Source organism: Streptomyces sp. NPDC032940 (assembly GCF_040636935.1).
GTDB lineage: Bacteria > Actinomycetota > Actinomycetes > Streptomycetales > Streptomycetaceae > Streptomyces.
On record NZ_JBEZVJ010000020.1, the window covers coordinates 20,442 to 37,879 of the forward strand.

General features: G+C 70.2%; 15 protein-coding genes and 2 tRNA genes. 4 read left to right on the plus strand and 13 right to left on the minus strand.

Annotation, left to right across the window (positions count from 1 at the left end):
- Positions 1 to 32 precede the first annotated feature (32 nt).
- Entirely contained in the window at positions 33 to 566 is a 534-nt protein-coding gene (locus tag AB0E77_RS22810) for a peptidylprolyl isomerase (RefSeq protein WP_361573451.1), read from the minus strand.
- A gap of 292 nt (positions 567 to 858) precedes the next feature.
- Here AB0E77_RS22810 and AB0E77_RS22815 point away from each other — a divergent pair, with 292 nt between their 5' ends.
- Complete coding sequence (locus tag AB0E77_RS22815) at positions 859 to 1,563, plus strand: DUF5324 family protein (RefSeq protein ID WP_361573452.1); 705 nt, start codon at positions 859 to 861, stop codon at positions 1,561 to 1,563.
- Positions 1,564 to 1,702: 139 nt separating this feature from the next.
- Here the strand turns inward: AB0E77_RS22815 and AB0E77_RS22820 are convergent, their stop codons facing one another.
- Together AB0E77_RS22820 and AB0E77_RS22825 are read right to left on the minus strand one after the other, a co-directional pair.
- On the minus strand, positions 1,703 to 2,479 hold the full coding sequence (locus AB0E77_RS22820; RefSeq protein ID WP_361573453.1) for an isoprenyl transferase: 777 nt from the start codon (positions 2,477 to 2,479) through the stop codon (positions 1,703 to 1,705).
- A 352-nt stretch (positions 2,480 to 2,831) separates the two neighbouring features.
- A tRNA-Ala gene (locus AB0E77_RS22825) sits at positions 2,832 to 2,904 on the minus strand.
- A gap of 179 nt (positions 2,905 to 3,083) precedes the next feature.
- Here AB0E77_RS22825 and AB0E77_RS22830 point away from each other — a divergent pair.
- Together AB0E77_RS22830 and AB0E77_RS22835 are read left to right on the plus strand one after the other, a co-directional pair.
- Positions 3,084 to 3,632, plus strand: coding sequence for a DNA-binding protein (locus AB0E77_RS22830; protein WP_161163400.1), 549 nt, complete (start codon positions 3,084 to 3,086; stop codon positions 3,630 to 3,632).
- A gap of 75 nt (positions 3,633 to 3,707) precedes the next feature.
- On the plus strand, positions 3,708 to 5,081 hold the full coding sequence (locus AB0E77_RS22835; protein WP_361573454.1) for a serine/threonine-protein kinase: 1,374 nt from the start codon (positions 3,708 to 3,710) through the stop codon (positions 5,079 to 5,081).
- A gap of 25 nt (positions 5,082 to 5,106) precedes the next feature.
- On the opposite strand, the gene AB0E77_RS22840 is transcribed toward AB0E77_RS22835, so the two are convergent.
- Positions 5,107 to 6,429: a hypothetical protein gene (locus AB0E77_RS22840; RefSeq protein WP_361573455.1), complete on the minus strand. Its 1,323-nt coding sequence runs from the start codon at positions 6,427 to 6,429 to the stop codon at positions 5,107 to 5,109.
- Between the two features lie 142 nt (positions 6,430 to 6,571).
- Positions 6,572 to 6,700: a DLW-39 family protein gene (locus tag AB0E77_RS22845; protein ID WP_003999697.1), complete on the minus strand. Its 129-nt coding sequence runs from the start codon at positions 6,698 to 6,700 to the stop codon at positions 6,572 to 6,574.
- Positions 6,701 to 7,038: 338 nt separating this feature from the next.
- Here AB0E77_RS22845 and AB0E77_RS22850 point away from each other — a divergent pair, with 338 nt between their 5' ends.
- Positions 7,039 to 7,401: a DUF6344 domain-containing protein gene (locus tag AB0E77_RS22850; RefSeq protein WP_361573456.1), complete on the plus strand. Its 363-nt coding sequence runs from the start codon at positions 7,039 to 7,041 to the stop codon at positions 7,399 to 7,401.
- Between the two features lie 178 nt (positions 7,402 to 7,579).
- Here the strand turns inward: AB0E77_RS22850 and AB0E77_RS22855 are convergent, their stop codons facing one another.
- From AB0E77_RS22855 to gnd, 8 genes are all read right to left on the minus strand, one after another.
- On the minus strand, positions 7,580 to 8,500 hold the full coding sequence (locus AB0E77_RS22855) for a hypothetical protein (protein ID WP_361573457.1): 921 nt from the start codon (positions 8,498 to 8,500) through the stop codon (positions 7,580 to 7,582).
- 283 nt (positions 8,501 to 8,783) lie between these two features.
- Positions 8,784 to 8,860, minus strand: a tRNA-Ile gene (locus tag AB0E77_RS22860).
- A 100-nt stretch (positions 8,861 to 8,960) separates the two neighbouring features.
- Positions 8,961 to 9,680: a DUF3566 domain-containing protein gene (locus AB0E77_RS22865; protein WP_361573459.1), complete on the minus strand. Its 720-nt coding sequence runs from the start codon at positions 9,678 to 9,680 to the stop codon at positions 8,961 to 8,963.
- A gap of 18 nt (positions 9,681 to 9,698) precedes the next feature.
- A complete protein-coding gene (gene gyrA, locus AB0E77_RS22870) occupies positions 9,699 to 12,293 on the minus strand; it encodes a DNA gyrase subunit A (protein ID WP_361573461.1) in 2,595 nt (864 codons plus the stop codon).
- Positions 12,294 to 12,335: 42 nt separating this feature from the next.
- The gene (gene gyrB / locus AB0E77_RS22875; protein ID WP_361573463.1) at positions 12,336 to 14,396 is read right to left on the minus strand and encodes a DNA topoisomerase (ATP-hydrolyzing) subunit B; all 2,061 of its coding nucleotides are present in this window, start codon (positions 14,394 to 14,396) and stop codon (positions 12,336 to 12,338) included.
- Between the two features lie 425 nt (positions 14,397 to 14,821).
- Positions 14,822 to 15,403 carry a DUF721 domain-containing protein gene (locus tag AB0E77_RS22880; protein WP_361573464.1) on the minus strand — a complete coding sequence of 194 codons (582 nt, stop codon included), beginning with the start codon at positions 15,401 to 15,403 and terminating at the stop codon, positions 14,822 to 14,824.
- A complete protein-coding gene (gene recF, locus AB0E77_RS22885; RefSeq protein WP_361573466.1) occupies positions 15,400 to 16,521 on the minus strand; it encodes a DNA replication/repair protein RecF in 1,122 nt (373 codons plus the stop codon). The genes AB0E77_RS22880 and recF overlap by 4 nt, the downstream gene beginning before the upstream one ends.
- A 36-nt stretch (positions 16,522 to 16,557) precedes the next feature.
- Entirely contained in the window at positions 16,558 to 17,433 is an 876-nt protein-coding gene (gnd, locus tag AB0E77_RS22890) for a phosphogluconate dehydrogenase (NAD(+)-dependent, decarboxylating) (RefSeq protein ID WP_077798184.1), read from the minus strand.
- Positions 17,434 to 17,438 lie beyond the last annotated feature (5 nt).

A 17,438-nucleotide genomic window follows, 5' to 3' on the forward strand; every position in this document is an offset into this window, starting at 1 on the left:
ACACCTGCGAGACCGCCGGGAAGCGCCGGTGGTCAGCTCTGGCGGGTCTCGATGACGACCGACTCGATGACGACGTCGTTGAGGGGACGGTCGGTGCGGGGGTTGGTCTCCGTGGCGGCGATGGCGTCGACGACCTTCTGGCTGGCGGTGTCCGTGACCTCGCCGAAGATGGTGTGCTTGCGGGTCAGCCAGGTGGTCGGGGAGACCGTGATGAAGAACTGCGAGCCGTTGGTGCCCGGTCCGGCGTTGGCCATGGCGAGCAGGTAGGGCCTGTCGAAGGCGAGATCGGGGTGGAACTCGTCCGCGAACTTGTAGCCGGGACCGCCGGTGCCGTTGCCCAGGGGATCCCCGCCCTGGATCATGAAGCCGCTGATCACGCGGTGGAAGACGGTGCCGTCGTAGAGCCTGTCCGTGGTCTTCTGCCCGGTCTCGGGGTTGGTCCACTCACGCTCGCCCCGGGCGAGCTCGACGAAGTTCCGGACCGTCTTCGGGGCGTGGTTCGGCAGGAGCCGGACTTCGATGTCGCCGTGGTTCGTCTTCAGGGTGGCGTAGAGCTGCTCGGCCACGATGTGCCTTCCGTCGTCCTGTTGTGCTCCCCGATCCTCGCACGGTGGTTGCGAGCGCCGGGCGTCGATCCGTGGCATTGTCGTCGTCAGACTGCTGTTGCCCCGTATTCGTCTGTTCGTGCCGTTGATCGTCGTTTCGTCGCATCGTCGGCACCATGTGCCCCTCGAGGCTCTGGTGTCGTCGCGCGTGACCCGGATGCCCGCTCTCGCATGCCTGGCCGTGTGCCGGCAGGCATGATCCGTAAAAGGGTGGAAAGTCGAATTACCGTACGCCACCGAGGAGGAGGAACCCGTGACCCGCATCGACAGCGTGCGCGCCGCGACCGGTTCGGCGAAGGACAGCGTGCTGCACGCCGCGGAAGTGGTGGCGCCCTACGCCGACACGGCCAAGGACAGGGCCGCTCACTACGCACAGGAGGCGCGCGTACGGCTGGCGCCCAAGGTGTCGCAGGCCGCGTGCCAGGCTCGGCTTCAGTACGGGGCGCATGTGGCGCCTCGCCTGGAGCAGGCCCGCACGCATGTGCCGCCGAAGGTCGACCAGGCCGCTCAGGAGGCCGCGATCCGTACCCGCCTGGCCGCCCGGCAGGCCGCCGACTACTCCCGCCCGGTGATCGAACAGGCGGTTGCCGCGGCCGGACCCGTGAGGGACGAGGCCGCCGCGCGTGGCGCCGCCGCGCTGGCCGCCCTGCGGGGCCAGGTCTCGGCCAAGGAGATCCAGCAGCTGGCCCGTAAGCACGAGCGCCGAGCGCGGGCCGGACGTGTCGCCAAGGTTCTGCTGGTGGTGGGTGCCGTCGCGGGCGGTGCCTTCGCGGCCTGGAAGTGGTGGGACAAGCAGGCCAACCCGGACTGGCTGGTGGAACCGCCCGAGGCGACGGAGGTTCCCGAGAGCGGACGGCTGACGTCGGTGGACGGCACCGGCGGGGCCGTACTGGATCCCGAGGTGCAGGCCAAGCAGGCCGAGGACGAAGCCGCCGACGGCGGTGACGAGCCGCGCTGACGGCTCCCGGGGCGGGTCGGTACGCCACCACCTCTGTGTAGCGCCGCGGGGCGGAAGACTTCCGGGTCTTCCGCCCCGCGGCGATGTTTCACGTGGAACGTCGGCCGGCCCCGCCGGCTCCCCTGGCCCGCTGCTCTCCTCAGCGGCCGTAGCGGCGTTCGCGCAGAGAGTAGGAGCGCAGGGCGCGCAGGAAGTCGATCTCGCGGAAGTCGGGCCAGAAGCACTCGCAGAAGTACACCTCGGCGTAGGCGGACTGCCAGAGGAGGAAGCCGGACAGCCGCTGTTCCCCGGAGGTTCGGATGATGAGGTCGGACTCGGAGCGCGCCTTGGAGTACAGGTGCTTCGAAATGTGCTCCATGGTGAACGTCTCGATGAACTCGTCGATGTCGCCGCCCTTGGACGCGTGCTCCGTGAGGGCGGAACGTACGGCGTCGACGATCTCCCGGCGGCCTCCGTAGCCCACGGCGACGTCGACCTTGGTGCCGCCCTTGCGGCCCTGGGTGGCTGCGGTGGCGGTCTTCAGGCGGTTCGCGGACTCGGCCGGCAGCAGGTCGAGGGCGCCGACGACCTCGACGGGCCAGGGATTGCCGGGGGCGGCGAGACGCTCGACGACCTCGGCGATGATGTCGATCAGAGGGTTGAGCTGGTCCTCGGGGCGGTGGAGGTTGTCGTCGGAGAGCATGAAGAGGGTGACGTGCTCGATCTGTGCGGAGTCGCACCAGCGCAGGAAGTCCAGCACCTTCGCACCGCCGGCCCGGTAGCCCTCTCGGGGGTCCTCGATGCCCGACTCTCTGGCCCATCGGCGGTTGCCGTCCAGCATGATGCCGATGTGCTGGGGGCGTGGGCGTCCCTCGAGCTCCCTGAGCAGCCGCTTCATGTACAGCGCGTCGAGAGCGGCTCGTACTTTGGCCCGCATGCTCTACCCCTTTCACCTCGTCGGCAGCGACCGGACGGCTCCGGCGGCGGTGCGCCGCTTGGCACCGCCCCGCAGGGGTGTGGCGCTGGTGCCCTCTGGGGTGACGATATCAAGAGCAGACAGCGCCACTCCGGTGCTGAACGGTGGCCTCGCGCACACCCGTTTTCCCCTGGTAGCGGCGGTTCGAGGGGCTCTGTCGGGGCATCAACTGCAATTGTCCCGAGGCCGGTTGCCGGTCGTCCGCGGGGACCGGGCGAAGGTGCGGCGACCGGCTGTGCGCGTCGGGTGACGGCGGCGGCGCGAAGAGCCCGCCCGACCTGTGTTCGCGCAGGTCGGGCGGGCTCTCGGGATGTGGAGCCTAGGGGAGTCGAACCCCTGACATCTGCCATGCAAAGACAGCGCTCTACCAACTGAGCTAAGGCCCCGGAGGAGACGTCCGGCCGGAAGATCCGGATACCGGCGGGCGCCGCAGACAAGAGTACCGGGTCGCCCCCCGTATCTCACAAATGATTGGGGCTCCCGAGGAATCACCACGCTCCGTAAGATGCTCGGCGTGGTTCGCTGGAGCGAACTGCGGTTTTTGGGGAAGCGATGGGGAGACGCAATGGACGCCGCACAGCAGGAAGCCACCGCGAGAGCGCGGGAACTGCAGCGGAACTGGTACGGGGAGCCGCTGGGGGCGCTGTTCCGCAGGCTCATCGATGATCTTGGTCTCAACCAGGCTCGTCTGGCGGGGGTGCTGGGGCTGTCCGCGCCGATGCTGTCGCAGCTGATGAGCGGGCAGCGGGCGAAGATCGGGAATCCGGCGGTGGTGCAGCGGGTGCAGCTGCTTCAGGACCTGGCGGGGCAGGTCGCGGACGGCAGCGTGAGCGCGGCCGAGGCCACCGAGCGCATGGACGAGATCAAGAAGTCGCAGGGGGGCTCGGTGCTCAGCAACACGACGCAGACGACGAACAGTTCGGGCGCGCCCACGGTCAAGCGGGTGGTCCGCGAGATCCAGTCGCTGCTGCGTTCGGTGGCGGCCGCCGGCGACATAATCGACGCCGCCGACGCCCTCTCCCCGTCCCACCCCGAGCTGGCGGAGTTCCTGCGGGTGTACGGCGCCGGCCGGACCTCGGACGCGGTCGCGCACTACCAGTCCCACCAGAACTGACCCCCGGGGCCCGGCCGTCGACGGTTCGGCCGGCCCTGCGGGGAGCGGCGCGAGGGGGAGGAGCGGCACACAGCCATGGGTGAGGTCTTCGCTGGCCGGTACGAGCTGGTCGATCCGATCGGCCGTGGAGGGGTGGGTGCCGTCTGGCGCGCGTGGGACCACCGCCGCCGGCGCTATGTGGCCGCCAAGGTGCTTCAGCAGAGGGACGCCCACTCGCTGCTGCGCTTCGTGCGTGAGCAGGCGCTGCGGATCGACCACCCCCATGTGCTGGCCCCGGCCAGTTGGGCCGCCGACGACGACCAGGTCCTGTTCACCATGGACCTGGTCACGGGCGGTTCGCTCGTCCACCTGGTCGGCGACTACGGACCGCTGCCGCCGGGTTTCGTGTGCACGCTGCTGGACCAGCTCCTGGCGGGCCTGGCGGCGGTGCACGCGGAGGACGTCGTGCACCGCGATGTCAAGCCCGCCAATGTGCTGCTCGAAGCCACCGGCACGGGGCGGCCCCGGCTCAGACTGTCCGACTTCGGCATCGCGATGCGGCTGGGCGAGCCCCGGCTGACGGAGACCAACCTGGTGGTGGGGACGCCCGGTTATCTCGCCCCTGAGCAGATGATGGGCGCGGAACCGGACTTCGCCGCGGACCTGTTCGCCGTGGGGCTGGTCGCGCTGTATCTGCTGGAGGGGGCCAAGCCGGACGCCAAGACGCTGGTGCGGTACTTCGCGGAGCACGGGACGCCACCGGCTCCGCAGGGGATCCCCGAGCCGTTGTGGCAGGTCGTGGCCACCTTGGTGCAGCCCGACCCGGAGGCGAGGTTCCGTACGGCCACGGGGGCACGCAAGGCGCTCGCCGCGGCGGCGGAGCTGCTGCCGGAGCCGGGTCCCGACGACGAGCTGATCGAGGTCTTCGACCAGATCGGCCCGCTGCCTCCGGGGTTCGGGCCCGGCGGTCCGCTCGAGCGGGCCAAGGGAGTGGAGGACGCACCGGCGGACCCGCGGCGCCCCTCCGCCCCGCCGCAGCCCCCGGACAGCACGCCACCGCCCCCGGCATCACCTCCACGACCAGCCCCTTCACGCGAACCCACACCCGCGCCGGAGCCCTTCCCCGCCCCCGCGCGGCCGCCCGCCGTGCCGGACACCGGAAGCTTCCCCCTGCCGCCCCCACAGGCCACCGCCACGTCCGCTCCCGCGCCCGTCCCCTCGTACGCGCCCCCGTCCCCGCCTCCGCTCCGGGCCCCGGCACCGCAGCCGTGGCAGCGCCCCGATGTGCCCACCGTGCCCACCGCCGCGTACACCGCACAGGCGGCTCAGGGACCGCAGACGCCGGCACGCCCCCAGCACCGCGGGGCACGGCGCCGCCGACCGGGGCCCCCGGCCCGGGTGGTGATTCCGGTGCTGCTGCTCGCGCTGGCCTGCTATGCCGTGGGTTTCTGGGCCCTGATCCGCAGCTGAGCCGCCTGCCCGCCCGGGCCCGCCGTCAGACGGCCCGGCGCCGGGCCACCGCCGTCCACACGCCGAGCCCCGCCAGCAGGACGCTGCCCGTACCGATCCCGCCGACGGCGAGCACCGTCATGGCGGCGCCGTCCTCCCGGTCCGTGCCGTCCGCCGGCGCCGTCGTCCGGTCGTGGGCCGGCACCTCGAAGACACCGCCGGGCACGGACCCGCCCGCGTACCCGGGTCCGGCCTGTGCCGTCCCCTCCAGCCGCAGGCGCAGGACCAGCGGGAACGGGCCCTCTCCGAAGTCCTCGGCCACCCGCGCCGCGAGGTGCACCACGAGGTAGTACTCGCCGGCGAAGCGCATGCCGGAGACCCGGTCGTCGTGGGCGTACCGGTTGGCGTACGCCACCGGCGGCACGGGAGCGAGGGCGGCCGTGACCCGGCGGCCGGTGTAACCCTTGGCGGCGTCCACGACCTCGCCGCGCACGGGGTTGTGCAGGGCCAGGCGCAGTGCGCTGGTCGCGTAGCCGGAACCGCTGTCGGTGCCGCCGAGTTCGGCGGCCGCGTACGGCTGCCGGCCCCAGTCCACGGGCACCTTGTAGTAGAGGGTCTGTCCGGGCCGTATGTCGTCGCGCCAGGCTCCGGGGCCGGCGGCGGTGGCCTCGGCGAACCCGCTGCCGCCGCGGAGGCGTGCGGGTTCGCCCGTGAGCGGTGCGGGCGAGGCGGAGTTCCATGCCTCGGGGGCCTGGGTCGCGCCGGTGCGCTCCGGGCGCGGTTCGGTGACGGCGGTGAGCTCCAGGTCCCAGGGGTCCGGCGGTGAGTCCTTCGGCCGGGCCCGCTCGACGGTGACGTCGTAGGTGCCGGCGTCCTGGCAGCGCGTCGTGCCCGGGGAGACGGCGCGCACGGCCTGGGCCGTGACCGGGCGGGGGCTGTGGGCGGCGCCGAAAGTGGCGCTGTCCAGCGAGCAGGTGGCGCCGCCGGCGTCCCGCACGGACAGCCGGATGCCGTCGACGGCGGTGAGCTCGTCGCCCTCCCCGGGGACGGCGGTGGCGGAGACGTAGGTGTCCGAGGCCGCGTCGAGTTCGAGGCGGTAGTGCAGGGTGCCGTTCCTCGGCAGGGAACTGCGGTAGCTCGTGCCGGCTTCCAGGAGCGGGGCGTCCGCGGTGGTGCTCGCGCCCTCGACCCGCCGGGCGTCCTCGTCGAAGGCGTAGCCGCTCGGCGTACCGGCCGCCAGCGCCAGCCCGCCCGGCAGGACGCAGGTGGTGGCCAGCACCGCGGTCACGACGGCCAGGCGCACCGGCGCCGGTGGGCGGCCGCTTCCTGCCCCGGCCCGCCACCGAGCCGTACACCACCGCACCCTCATCCGCCACCCCTCGCGCTCGCCGTCGCACGGACCGTGGCCCATCCTGCCGCGCGTCCGGTGCTCCGCGCGCCCGGTCCGGACAACACAAAACCCCGACCGCGATGACGGCCGGGGTCTGCTCAGGACCGGTTGTCGGTCGTACTCACGAACCCGTGGGCACGGAGTCAGTCGCCTCCGTCCACAGATCCTGCTCGGCGCGATCCGCCTGGATCTGGCGGTACACGAGGAGCCCGCCGATGGCGGCCAGTGCGACCAGGAGAAGCTTCTTCACCGCGCGACCTCGTCTTTCCTTGACGTAGGGGACCTCTGGCGCCCGACTATACACACCGGCCGATACCGTTCGGTGATCTGCGTCGGCCCTCAACTGCCCGTCGCCACACCCCAGTAGAAACGGGCGGAGCCGTTCCGATCGGAGGGTGATCACACCCGCACGGACGGTTACTTTCGCCCGCACTTCTCCCGCCTCCACGCCTTTTCCTCCCCTTTGCCGCCATCCGGGTGGTGTTCATCTGAACATCGCGGCGCCACGGGCGTCGGTCCACCACTTCGCGGTCCACATACACATCATGAGGAAAGTACGCAAATCGCCCGACCCGAAAGTGAGGGGCCATGGCCCGGAACAAGGTCATGAAGCTGTGGACCGCCATCGTCACCGCCTTCCTCGCGCTGTGCACGGCGCTCGGATTCGCCACGTCGACCGCCTCGGCGGCCGTACCGCAGACCGAGACCCACAGCAACACGGAGACCGCGCCCGCGCCGGCTGACCCGGCGGCGGCAGCGGCACCCTGGTCCTGGTCCCGGGCAGGCGCCCTGCCCCCCACGATGAAGCAGCGCATCCACGCCGAGGCCCACGGCAAGGCCCCCAGTTGCCGGCACCGTCCGCTCGCGGATGCCGCGTCGGCCGTCACGACCCTCCCCTGCGACACCGCCGAGCCCCCGGCCGAGCAGCACACCGTCCCGCTCCAGCGCTGAGCGGCCCGGCGCACCGCGCCCCCGCCATCCGGACCCTGACGTCACGGCGTATTGCGTACGCACCGCACGCGAGAAACGGCCCGGCCGCTCACCAGAGCAGCCGGGCCGTCGCCGTACGTGCGGTTCCACCCCCGCTCCGCGGGCCCGGCCGGGCCGTGCGGCCGGCCCCGCGTCGAAGTCAGGACCTGGCGAGAGTGATGTCGGCAGTGAGGAAGCCGGTGGTGGCCGTCGCCGGGTAGTCGGGGTCGTTCGCCCTGCCGACACCGCGGAGTACGGCGTCGCCCGGCCTGAAGGAGGCGGTGGGGTCGATGTTGCTGGGGAAGGAGACGGACCACGGCACCGGGGCTCCGGGCACGCAGGCGACGACCAGGTCCTCGTACGAACCGGACGCGGTCCCACTCTTCTGCGTCTGGTAGGCACTGGCGGTGAGGGTGATGCTGGCGGGCTTGTTGCAGGTCACCGCTCCGCCGACGGTGATCTCGCCGGTGCGGGTGTCGACCGTGCCCGCGGTGTTCAGTTCCATGCCGATGGCGAGCTCCGCCGGCGGCTCGGCCATGCGGGCGTGCAGCTCGCCGCGCACAGGCAGCGTGGAGCCGCTGCAGTACCGCTCGAAGGTGGCGTCGACCTCGCTGATGTAGCCGTAGGGGCCGTAGGCGATGTGGGAGATGGTGAAGGAGCCGGTACCGGTGTCGCAGGACCGGTCGGTCGAACTGAGCTCCAGCTTGGGGTCCTCCGGCTGGGCGTCGGGCCAGCTGGAGGCATTGGTGTAGGTGGTGCCGGACGTCAGCTTCTGTCCGTAGGGCGCTTCCATGTGCAGGTACCAGCGCTCGCCCTCGGGTGTGACGACCGTGGCGCCCACGGCGGACTCCGAGGCCGGCCCGGAGATGTCGAACATCTCGGTCGTCCCGGGGGTGTAGCTGTACGACTGGCCGCCGGAGATGTACTCGCCCGGCTCCCCGCCGAAGCTGAGCGATCCCGTCACCGCCTCATGGGCTTCCGCCGTACCCGTCAGCGGTGCCGCCGACACCGCCAGGGCCACGGCCGCCGTGAGGACGGCCGCCCTACGGACAGTCCCGAGACCCAGCACGCTGCTTCTCATCGAGCTTTCCCCTTCACAAGGAACGGTCCCGGTCCGGATGAACCGGGCTGTGTCACGCGCGCGGCTACCGAATGTCAGGTACCGATCAAGTCGGACCCGGGGGGCGGCAAATGATCTCCTCGGCAGCACGCGTGGGAACCTAACACCGGCCACTGACAAGCCGGGTACGTCACCGACCCCGAGCGCGACCGCGCGTCCGGACTGCTGGATGATCCGCTCATCGACTGATGTCAGCCGTGAATGTCAAAGACCCCCAGCCGGTATCGACTGGGGGTCTTCTCGCTGGTGGGGCTAACAGGATTTGAACCTGTGGCCTCATCCTTATCAGGGATGCGCTCTAACCAACTGAGCTATAGCCCCGCCGCGCTCTGCGGTGTGTGTCCCGCGCGCTGACTCCTGAAGATTAGCGCACGAGGCGGGCAGTCCCAAAATCGATAGCCGGCGGGACCGCCCGCGCGGATCACTCGTCCTCGGCGAGCGTCAGCTCGACACCGCCGACGAAGCCGGCGGAGAGGTTGTAGATGAACGCACCCAGCGTGGCGAGGGCCGTGGCGAGGACCACGTCGATCACCGCGATGATCGTCGTGAACATCAGCACGTTGGGCAGCGACAGGAACGACTGCAGGTCGAATCCGTTGGACTCGTTCGATCCCGTGGCCTCGGAGATCGTGCCGCCGACCGTCGAGAAGACCCCCATGGCGTCCATGACCATCCACAGCACGGCGGAGGCCACGATCGTGCAGATGCCGAGCGCGATGGAGAGCAGGAAGCTGACCTTCATCACCGACCACGGGTCGGCCTTGGCCACGCGCAGCCGCGCCTTGCGGACGCGGGGCGTGGTACGGGCGCCGGTGCGCGGGCGGCGCGCGGCGGTCGCGGCCGGGCTGCCGCCCTGGGTCTGGTAGGCCTGCGGCGGGTGGTACGGTCCGCCGGGCTGCTGGGGCTGGCGTTCCCCGGGGAGCGGCGAGGCCGCCTGCCGGGTCTGCGGGCCTCTGGTGTCCGTCACAGTTCCCCCCTGGGATCCATGAGTGTCAGACGCGTGCGAGCCGGTCGCGCCGTCGTCGATCTTGCGCAGCTGAGTCGTGTGCGGATCCGCCGCACGCGCGGCGGAGCCACGGCCGCCGCCCGTCTCCGCACCCCTCGGGGTACTGGCCGATCCGGCGCCCGTGGCTCCGCTCACGATGACTCTCTCCTCGTGCTACTCGGCCGAGGGCGCCTCACCCTCGTCCGTGCCGGTGGTCGCGAAACCCTCGGCGGTCTCGTCGACGACGACGTCGCCGTCGACCTCCTCCGCCTCGCGTCCCGCCTCGGCGTTGCGCGCGATACCCACGACGGCATCGCGCTTGCCCAGATTGATCAGTTGGACGCCCATGGTGTCACGGCCCGTCTCCCTGACTCCGCTGACTCGCGTACGAATCACACCGCCCGAGAGTGTGATGGCGAGGATCTCGTCGTTCTCCTCGACCACCAGCGCGCCCACGAGCGTTCCGCGGTCCTCGACGATCTTGGCGGCCTTGATACCGAGGCCGCCGCGACCCTGGACGCGGTACTCGTCGACGGAGGTCCGCTTCGCGTACCCGCCGTCGGTGGCAGTGAACACGAACGTACCGGCTCGAACAACATTCATCGAGAGCAGCTCGTCGCCCTCGCGGAAACTCATGCCCTTGACGCCCGAGGTGGCACGGCCCATGGGACGCAGCGTGTCGTCCGAAGCGGTGAACCTGATCGACTGCGCCTTCTTGCTGATCAGCAGCAGATCGTCCTCGGCGGAGACGAGTTCGGCGCCGATCAGTTCATCGTCGGAACCGTCCTCCTGCTCCCGCAGGTTGATGGCGATGACGCCGCCCGAGCGCGGGGAGTCGTAGTCCTTCAGCGACGTCTTCTTCACCAGGCCGGCCTTGGTGGCCAGGACCAGGTAGGGCGCCGCCTCGTAGTCGCGGATCGCGAGGATCTCGGCGATGGACTCGTCCGGCTGGAAGGCCAGCAGGTTCGCCACGTGCTGGCCGCGCGCGTCCCGGCCGGCGTCGGGCAGCTCGTAGGCCTTCGCGCGGTACACCCGGCCCTTGTTGGTGAAGAACAGCAGCCAGTGGTGGGTGGTGGACACGAAGAAGTGGTTGACGATGTCGTCTTCCTTGAGCTTCGCGCCCCGGACGCCCTTGCCGCCGCGCTTCTGGGCCCGGTAGTCGTCGGTCTTGGTGCGCTTGATGTAGCCACCGCGCGTGACCGTGACGACGATGTCCTCTTCGGCGATCAGGTCCTCGATGGACATGTCGCCCTCGTACGGGATCAGCTTGGTCTTGCGGTCGTCGCCGTACTTCTCGACGAGCGCCGCCAGTTCCGCGCTGACGATCCCGCGCTGACGGACCGGCGAAGCGAGGATCTCGTTGTACTCGTTGATCTTCGCCTGGAGTTCGTCGTGCTCCTGGACGATCTTCTGCCGCTCCAGGGCCGCGAGCCGGCGGAGCTGCATCTCGAGGATGGCGTTGGCCTGGATCTCGTCGATCTCCAGGAGGTCCATCAGGCCGCCGCGGGCGATCTCGACGGTGTCGCTGCGCCGGATCAGCGCGATGACCTCGTCGATGGCGTCGAGGGCCTTGAGCAGGCCGCGCAGGATGTGGGCGCGCTCCTCGGCCTTGCGCAGGCGGAACTTGGTGCGCCGGACGATGACCTCGATCTGGTGGTTCACCCAGTGACGGATGAACGCGTCCAGGGAGAGGGTGCGCGGCACGCCGTCGACCAGGGCCAGCATGTTGGCGCCGAAGTTGGTCTGCAGGTCCGTGTGCTTGTACAGGTTGTTCAGGACGACCTTGGCGACCGCGTCCCGCTTGAGCACGATGACCAGGCGCTGGCCGGTGCGCGAGGACGTCTCGTCGCGGACGTCCGCGATGCCGCCGATCTTGCCGTCCTTCACCAGGTCGGCGATCTTCTGCGCGAGGTTGTCGGGGTTGGTCTGGTACGGCAGCTCCGTGACCACCAGGCACTGGCGGTTCTGGATCTCCTCCACCTCGACGACCGCACGCATGGTGATCGAGCCGCGCCCGGTGCGGTAGGCCTCCTCGATGCCCTTGCGGCCCACCACCAGGGCGCCGGTCGGGAAGTCGGGGCCCTTGATGCGCTCGATGAGCGCGTCAAGCAGCTCCTCGTGCGAGGCCTCGTAGTTCTCCAGGTACCACTGGGCACCGGCGGCGACCTCGCGCAGGTTGTGCGGCGGGATGTTGGTCGCCATGCCGACCGCGATACCGGCCGAGCCGTTGATCAGCAGGTTCGGGAAGCGGGCGGGCAGGACGGTCGGCTCCTGGGAGCGGCCGTCGTAGTTGTCCGTGAAGTCGACGGTCTCCTCGTCGATGTCGCGGACCATCTCCATCGACAGCGGCGCCATCTTGCACTCGGTGTAGCGCATGGCCGCCGCCGGGTCGTTGCCCGGCGAGCCGAAGTTGCCGTTGGAGTCGACGAGCGGCATCCGCATCGACCAGGGCTGGGCGAGGCGGACCAGGGCGTCGTAGATGGAGCTGTCGCCGTGGGGGTGGTAGTTGCCCATGACGTCGCCGACGACGCGGGCGCACTTGTAGAAGCCGCGCTCGGGCCGGTAACCGCCGTCGTACATGGCGTACAGGACCCGGCGGTGGACGGGCTTGAGGCCGTCACGGACGTCGGGCAGGGCACGCGAGACGATGACGGACATCGCGTAGTCGAGGTACGAGCGCTGCATCTCCGTCTCGAGCCCGACGGGCTCGACACGCATCGCCAGGGCGTCGCCCTCGGGCGTCGTCACAGGAGTGTTCTCGTCGGTCATTGCTGGTGAAGGTCCTTCCTGGTGCGGTCAGCTGAGACCGACTCAGATGTCGAGGAAGCGGACGTCCTTGGCGTTGCGCTGGATGAATGCGCGGCGGGCCTCGACGTCCTCGCCCATCAGCACCGAGAACAGGTCGTCGGCCTGCGCGGCGTCGTCGAGCGTGACCTGGCCGAGCACGCGGTGCTCCTGGTCCATGGTCGTGATGCGCAGCTCCTCGGCGTTCATCTCACCGAGACCCTTGAAGCGCTGCACCGAGTCCTCGCGGATGCGCTTGCCGGCCTGGCGGCCCATCTCGATCAGCGCGTCGCGCTCACGGTCCGAGTACGCGTACTCGAAGTCGTCCCGGCCCCACTTGATCTTGTACAGCGGCGGACGCGACAGGTACACGTGCCCGGCCTCGACCAGCGGCCGCATGAAGCGGAACAGGAAGGTCAGCAGCAGGGTGTTGATGTGCTGGCCGTCGACGTCGGCGTCCGCCATCAAGATGATCTTGTGATAGCGGAGCTTCTCGATGTCGAAGTCCTCGTGCACACCGGTGCCGAACGCGGAGATCATCGCCTGGATCTCCTGGTTCTGCAGGATCCGGTCGATGCGCGCCTTCTCGACGTTGAGGATCTTGCCACGGATCGGGAGGATCGCCTGGTACTGCGGGTTGCGGCCGGACTTGGCCGAACCGCCGGCGGAGTCACCCTCGACGATGAAGATCTCGCACTTGGTCGGGTCGTTCGACTGGCAGTCGGACAGCTTGCCCGGCAGCGACGCGGACTCCAGCAGGCCCTTGCGACGGGTCAGGTCACGCGCCTTGCGGGCCGCCACGCGCGCGGTGGCCGCCTGGATGCCCTTGCGGATGATGTCCGCGGCCTCGTTCGGATTGCGGTCGAGCCAGTCGGTCAGGTGCTCGTAGACCACACGCTGGACGAAGGTCTTCACCTCGGTGTTGCCCAGCTTCGTCTTGGTCTGGCCCTCGAACTGCGGCTCGCTCAGCTTCACCGAGATGATCGCCGTCAGGCCCTCGCGGATGTCGTCACCCGTGAGGTTGTCGTCCTTGTCGCGCAGCAGCTTCTTGTCGCGCGCGTACTTGTTGATCAGCGAGGTGAGCGCCGCCCGGAAGCCCTCCTCGTGCGTGCCGCCCTCGTGCGTGTGGATGATGTTGGCGAACGAGTACACGCCCTCGGTGTAGCCGCCGTTCCACTGCATGGCGACCTCGAGGGACAGGTTCTTGTCCTTGTCCTCGGCCTCGAGGTCGATCACGCTGGGGTGCACCAGCTCTCCCTTGCGGGAGTTGAGGTACTTCACGAAGTCGACGATGCCGCCCTCGTAGTGGTACGAGACGCTCTTGACCTCGTGCTTCTCGTCCTCGCCCGCCTCGTCCGCGCCGGCCGTCGCCTTCGCCGACTCGCGCTCGTCGGTGAGGTTGATCTTCAGGCCCTTGTTGAGGAAGGCCATCTCCTGGAAGCGCCGGGACAGCGTCTCGAAGGAGTAGTCCGTGGTCTCGAAGATGTCGCCGTCGGCCCAGAAGGTGACCGACGTGCCGGTCTCCTCGGTGGCCTCGTGCCGGGCGAGCGGCGCCGTGGGGACACCCAGCTTGTACTCCTGCGTCCACCGGTAGCCGTCGGTCTTGACCTCCACCGCCACCCGCGTGGACAACGCGTTGACGACGGAGACGCCCACGCCGTGCAGACCACCGGAGACCGCGTAACCGCCGCCGCCGAACTTGCCGCCCGCGTGCAGCACCGTCAGTACGACCTCGACGGCCGGCTTGCCCTCGGACGGGACGATGCCCACCGGAATGCCACGGCCGTTGTCGACGACCCGGACACCGCCGTCGGGGAGGATCGTCACGTCGATCGTGTCCGCGTGACCGGCCAGGGCCTCGTCGACGGAGTTGTCCACGACCTCCTGCACCAGGTGGTGCAGGCCCCGCTCACCGGTCGAACCGATGTACATGCCGGGTCGCTTGCGGACCGCGTCCAGACCCTCGAGGACGGTGATGGCGCTGGCGTCGTACGAGGCGGGAGCTTCGTCGCCGGCGGTGCTCACCGGGTCGTTCACGCCGGTGTCGGTGGACGGGTTGTTCTCGTTGGGGTTGCCGGAATCGGCCACGAAGCGCCCTTTCTGGCACAGCACGAGCCGGGCTCGTCGGCGGGTTGCCGGAGCGGCTGCGGCATGTTGCGTTGGTAAGCCTTGATCAGCGTTGCTCAGCTTGTCCCGGACGGTCCCCACGTTCGGGGCGGGATTGTCTTCCATTCTACCGGTAGCACTGACACTGATGGGGGTTTGCCGGTGCCTGAGTTCGCATGTGCCGCCCTGAACGAGCCTCTCCCGACTCCCGATATGCGGATGGGGGCCCCAGGAGGCTCACGACGGCACTCAGCGCTTCGAGGCGTCAACCCTTGGCTACTTGGGAGTCAGATCGGGATTCGCAACCGCGTGCGACGTCACGACGAAGCGGGCGCCGACGGTCCACACCGACCGTCGACGCCCGAATATGTGATGTACCTCACCAACCCGCAACGCGGGCGGACACCTCACCCGTAGGTGTCCCCGGGCCCCTTGCTCCCGGGTGCGCGCAACGGCCCGTACCGCCGGGCGGACCCGCCCGCGCCGCTCGGACCGTGCACCTTGATCACCCGCACCGAACCGTGCCCGAGGTCCTCGTTGAGCCGCGCCACCAGCGTCGGGGCGAGCAGCCGCAGATTCGTCGCCCACGCCGTCGAATCGCACCGCACGACCAGCACCCGCTCGTCCTCGTCGTACCGCTCCGGCACACAGTGCTTGGCCACGTCCTCGCCGACGATCTGCGGCCAGCGGCCCATCACCCCGCCCACCGCGGCCGGCGTCTCCCACCCGCGCTCCGTGATCAGCCGGTTGATCGCCGAGCCCAGCGCCATGGGGTCGCGGCCGTCGGCACGCGCCCCGGAGCGCAGGCCGCCGCGCCGCGCCTGTTTCTTCTGCTGCGCCGCGTCACCCCGCGCGCGGGCCGCCTCGCGCGCCGCCCTCAGCGCCACCCGCGCCAGATCCACGCCGGACGGCTCAGGGGCCTTGCCGTTCCTGCCGCCGTCGCCCCGGCCGGCCTCGCCGTTGCCCGGCACCGGCCCGTCCCCGCTCATACGCGCTCCACCGAACCCTCCGCCACCGAGAACCGCGCCCCCGCCAGCACGTGCGGCACGTCGTCGTCCACCGCGGCGGTCACCAGCACCTGCTCCCCGGGCGCCACCAGCTCCGCCAGCCGCTCCCGGCGCCGCGCGTCCAGCTCGGCGAACACGTCGTCGAGCACCAGCACCGGCTCGTTGCCCTCCGCCCGCAGCAGATCGAACGATGCCAGCCGCAACGCCAGCGCGTACGACCACGACTCTCCGTGGGACGCGTACCCCTTGGCGGGCAGCTGACCGAGCTTCAGCACCAGGTCGTCCCGGTGGGGGCCGACCAGCGTCACCCCCCGCTCGATCTCCTGCTTGCGGGCCTCGCCCAGCGCGGCCGTCAGCTGTTCGTAGAGATCCTCGCGCGTGTGGGCATCGCCGGGTGCCGACGGCCTGTACTCCAGCGCCAGCGGACCGCCGCCGGGAGCCAGCTGCTCGTAGGCCTTGTCGGCCAGCGGCTGCACGGCCGCGATCAGGTCCAGGCGCTGCGCCAGCAGCTCGGCGCCCGCCCGGGCCAGGTGCTGGTCCCAGACGTCGAGCGTCGACAGATCCATCGTGCGCCCCCCGTGCCGGCGGGCGAGCGCGGCCGACTTCAGCAGGGTGTTGCGCTGCTTGAGCACCCGGTCGTAGTCCGAGCGCACCCCCGCCATCCGCGGGGAACGGGCGGTGATCAGTTCGTCGAGGAAACGCCGCCGCTCACCCGGGTCCCCCTTCACCAGGGCGAGGTCCTCGGGCGCGAACAGCACGGTCCGCACGATGCCCAGTACGTCACGCGGTCTGACCTGCGACGACCGGTTGATCCGGGCACGGTTCGCCTTGCCCGGGTTCAGCTCCAGCTCGACCAGCTGCTGCCGCTCCCCCTGGCGCACCTGCGCCCGGATCACCGCTCGCTCGGCGCCCATGCGCACCAGGGGTGCGTCGGAGGAGACCCGGTGGCTGCCGAGGGTGGCCAGATAGCCGACCGCCTCGACCAGATTCGTCTTCCCCTGCCCGTTGGGGCCGACGAAGGCGGTGACGCCCGGGTCCAGCGGGACCTCGACCCGGGCATACGAGCGGAAGTCGGCCAGCGACAGATGCGTGACGTGCATGGTCGTTCGCCGACCTCCCCAACCTTCGGGTGTTGCCTACTTCTTCTCCACCGCGTGACCGCCGAACTGGTTGCGCAGTGCGGCGATCATCTTCATCTGCGGCGAGTCGTCCTGCCGGGACGCGAACCGCGCGAACAGCGACGCCGTGATCGCCGGCAGCGGCACCGCGTTGTCGATCGCGGCCTCCACGGTCCAGCGTCCCTCACCGGAGTCCTGTGCGTAACCGCGCAGCCCTTCCAGGTGCTCGTCGTCGTCGAGCGCGTTGACCGCCAGGTCGAGGAGCCAGGAACGGATGACCGTGCCCTCCTGCCAGGACCGGAAGACCTCGCGGACGTTCTCCACGGAGTCGACCTTCTCCAGCAGCTCCCAGCCCTCGGCGTAGGCCTGCATCATCGCGTACTCGATGCCGTTGTGGACCATCTTCGCGAAGTGGCCCGCGCCGACCTTGCCGGCGTGCACGGCGCCGAAGTCGCCCTCCGGCTTGAGGGCGTCGAAGACCGGCTGCACCTTGGCGACGTTCTCCGCGTCGCCGCCGTACATCAGCGCGTAGCCGTTCTCCAGGCCCCAGACGCCGCCGGAGACACCGCAGTCCACGAAGCCGATGCCCTTGGCGGCCAGCTCCTCGGCGTGCTTCTCGTCGTCCGTCCAGCGGGAGTTCCCGCCGTCCACGACGACGTCGCCGGGCTCCAGCAGCTCTCCCAGCCGGTCGACGGTGGCCTGGGTGGGCTCACCGGCCGGGACCATGACCCAGACCACGCGCGGCGCGCTGAGCTTGCCCACAAGCTCTTCCAGGCTGTGGACATCCGCGAGATCCGGATTGCGGTCGTATCCGACGACGGTGTGGCCCGCGCGGCGGATCCGCTCGCGCATGTTGCCGCCCATCTTGCCGAGGCCGACGAGACCGAGCTCCATCAGTT

What these genes read in the sequence shown, in the direction of transcription:
- AB0E77_RS22820 (WP_361573453.1), bottom strand. Translation starts at nt 2,479, where the DNA reads ATGCGGGCCAAAGTACGAGCCGCTCTCGACGCGCTGTACATGAAGCGG.
- AB0E77_RS22830 (WP_161163400.1), top strand. Translation starts at nt 3,084, where the DNA reads ATGGACGCCGCACAGCAGGAAGCCACCGCGAGAGCGCGGGAACTGCAG.
- AB0E77_RS22835 (WP_361573454.1), top strand. Translation starts at nt 3,708, where the DNA reads ATGGGTGAGGTCTTCGCTGGCCGGTACGAGCTGGTCGATCCGATCGGC.
- AB0E77_RS22840 (WP_361573455.1), bottom strand. Translation starts at nt 6,429, where the DNA reads ATGAGGGTGCGGTGGTGTACGGCTCGGTGGCGGGCCGGGGCAGGAAGC.
- AB0E77_RS22850 (WP_361573456.1), top strand. Translation starts at nt 7,039, where the DNA reads ATGGCCCGGAACAAGGTCATGAAGCTGTGGACCGCCATCGTCACCGCC.
- AB0E77_RS22855 (WP_361573457.1), bottom strand. Translation starts at nt 8,500, where the DNA reads ATGAGAAGCAGCGTGCTGGGTCTCGGGACTGTCCGTAGGGCGGCCGTC.
- gyrA (WP_361573461.1), bottom strand. Translation starts at nt 12,293, where the DNA reads ATGACCGACGAGAACACTCCTGTGACGACGCCCGAGGGCGACGCCCTG.
- AB0E77_RS22880 (WP_361573464.1), bottom strand. Translation starts at nt 15,403, where the DNA reads ATGAGCGGGGACGGGCCGGTGCCGGGCAACGGCGAGGCCGGCCGGGGC.
- recF (WP_361573466.1), bottom strand. Translation starts at nt 16,521, where the DNA reads ATGCACGTCACGCATCTGTCGCTGGCCGACTTCCGCTCGTATGCCCGG.
- gnd (WP_077798184.1), bottom strand. Translation starts at nt 17,433, where the DNA reads ATGGAGCTCGGTCTCGTCGGCCTCGGCAAGATGGGCGGCAACATGCGC.